A 2316-nucleotide genomic window follows, 5' to 3' on the forward strand; every position below is an offset into this window, starting at 1 on the left:
TCTTTTTTTCCAGTTTAAAATTAGCAGCCTAAAAAAGACCTTTCTTAAAAGGCTTTCTTTTGGATTGTAGAAAAGGAAAAATTGAAGATTTTAACGCAAAAAAGAGGTTTTTTCACAGCCTGACGTTTCGTGGCTTTGTGCAGGCTGAAAGATTCAAGACAATTAACAACAAGTAAAAAACAAATTATAAATTATGGAAAATAATTCAAATACAAAACCATTATCAGCTTGCTCAAAACCGCTGTTAGCAGTAGCTTTTAACTCATCGGAAATAATAGGGAATAAGCCAAGTAGTGAAGATATTATAAAAGTAATTCGCCACTTAAAAGGCAAAACCGAAATTTCTAATTCAAGACTGCAACTTGAATTTTTAAAAGGGTATAATTGGGCGTATAAAATAATGGATATTTTAGAAAATAATCAATTAGTTTCTGGATTTGACGGTAAATCCCAGTATAGAAAAGTAATTGTAGACGATTCTATTTTTGACAATGAGATAATTGTCTTGGATATGGACGAGTTTCTGTAAGTTACTGCTAACGTTTTGCTGCTTTGGGATGGCTGGAAGTTCGTAAACGCTCAGTTTTCGGCTTAACGAAAACGTGATGCGAAACGGTAATTCCACTAAATTCCAGCTATATCAAAACAGCTGTTGTATGCTGTGTTAATTATCAGTTCCGTTATGCCACAAAGCAATTAATTCGGCTTTAGTTTTAAATTTGTATTCAGTTTTATACACTTTTAATATTTCGTTGTCTGGAAAATCTCGACTTATGTTTTTAAGTTCAAGTTCTGCTTTTTTAAGTTCTCCCTTTGTTTCCAAAGCAGATAAATATTCCATTCGGAAGTTAAAATTATTTTTCAGTTCGGTTTTCAATAAGTTTTCATATTCACTTAAACCAATTTTATAATTTTTTTCTGCTTCAGTTTTGTTTCCATCGATGTCAAAAAATAGTCCACGTTGAATTTTCCATAAAGGTTGTTGTGGTCTAAGTTCAATCATTTTTGCATTATTTTTAATCGATTCTTTAATGTCTTTTTTCCAAGTCAAGAATTTACTTTTAGTATAATAAGCATTAAAATAACTTTCGTCAATTTCGATAGCTTTGTCAACTAAAACTAAACAACTGTCAATTTTTATACTTTCGTCTTGATTAGATTTCATAAAAAAATCGTTAGCTTTTTTTACTAAATCTTTGGCTTCTTTTTCTTGTCCATTACAAGAAACAATTGATAAAAATATTGTCAGAATAAGTAGTTTTTTCATTTTAGTATTTTTGGCCGCATAGCATACAACGTTCCCGCGCTACAAGCAGTTTGGGACTAAATTAAGCCCTATTTTCGGATTTGCCAAATCTTCCAAATACAAAACCAATTTCAAATTAAGCCTAATACCCAAATTGCTTGTAGCGTGTGTTAGTGGCTGTTATTTCTTTCCATTTCGGTGATTTCTATTTCAACTGGTTTTTCGTATTTGGCAGTTGCAATTTCTCCTAAACTCGTTTTTTTATGCGTAAAAATTATTTTGTCGTTCTTAACTTCAATTTTGTCAACTAAATAAAATATGTCTTCATAAAAATATAAATCTTTAGTCGTTGTATTTTGAGTTTTATTTACTTTATCAAAATACTTTACAACAATTTTTGACAAGGTTTTTTTCGGATTAATCGTATAACTAATTTCAATTTTATATGAATTTGTTTCTTTGATTTTATAAGCGATTTCAATTTCCGTTTCAAATTTATTTAGCAAATTTTCGACTTCAATTATTTTGCCAATTTTTTCTTCGTCTTTTTCGTAAAGTAAAATTAAAGATTTGAATGTAACGTCTTTTACTAATTGATTTTTTTCAAATTCTGTTAGCGAATTAAATGATTTTGGCTCAATTCCGTAATCAACATATTTTATACGTTTATCTAGAAACTTTTCGCTTTCAATTAACTCTCCAAGTTTTATGTTTTCGGTAAAGTTTATATAAATATGGTCAAATTCTCCTGAAATAAATTTCCACTCGTTAAGTTTTCTAGCAATTCGTTGACCGATTGAATTTGTGTCTTCAGTAATATGGTAAACATTACCAATAATTCCGTTAAAATCCCCTGTGAAATCTTTTGGTTTTATTTCGTAAAAACGAATATCTTTTATTATTCTTTCGGTTGATTTCATTCGGTTTTTTGTATAATAGCCACTAACGTCAGTCTGTGAAAAAACCTCCGTTGTATTTATGATCAAATATAACAAAATACTAGTATAAAAAGAAGATTTTTCGTATTTTTAAGAATGCAACACATCACAGGTATTTCCCGTCAACAAATG

The 2316-nt window shown here is 29.4% G+C and carries 3 protein-coding genes; 1 reads left to right on the forward strand and 2 read right to left on the reverse strand.

The genetic code is table 11. The features are described 5' to 3' along the window. Positions 1–193 precede the first annotated feature (193 nt). A complete protein-coding gene (locus DR871_RS16270; protein WP_113667251.1) occupies positions 194–529 on the forward strand; it encodes a DNA translocase FtsK in 336 nt (111 codons plus the stop codon). A 135-nt stretch (positions 530–664) separates the two neighbouring features. Here the strand turns inward: DR871_RS16270 and DR871_RS16275 are convergent, their stop codons facing one another. Further along, entirely contained in the window at positions 665–1267 is a 603-nt protein-coding gene (locus DR871_RS16275) for a tetratricopeptide repeat protein (RefSeq protein WP_113667252.1), read from the reverse strand. Positions 1268–1416: 149 nt separating this feature from the next. Next, positions 1417–2166: a hypothetical protein gene (locus DR871_RS16280; RefSeq protein WP_129752560.1), complete on the reverse strand. Its 750-nt coding sequence runs from the start codon at positions 2164–2166 to the stop codon at positions 1417–1419. Positions 2167–2316 lie beyond the last annotated feature (150 nt).

The sequence above is a fragment of the Flavobacterium petrolei genome (assembly GCF_003314435.2).
GTDB classification, from domain to species: domain Bacteria; phylum Bacteroidota; class Bacteroidia; order Flavobacteriales; family Flavobacteriaceae; genus Flavobacterium; species Flavobacterium petrolei.

What these genes read in the sequence shown, in the direction of transcription:
- DR871_RS16280 (WP_129752560.1), bottom strand. Translation starts at nt 2,166, where the DNA reads ATGAAATCAACCGAAAGAATAATAAAAGATATTCGTTTTTACGAAATA.
- DR871_RS16270 (WP_113667251.1), top strand. Translation starts at nt 194, where the DNA reads ATGGAAAATAATTCAAATACAAAACCATTATCAGCTTGCTCAAAACCG.
- DR871_RS16275 (WP_113667252.1), bottom strand. Translation starts at nt 1,267, where the DNA reads ATGAAAAAACTACTTATTCTGACAATATTTTTATCAATTGTTTCTTGT.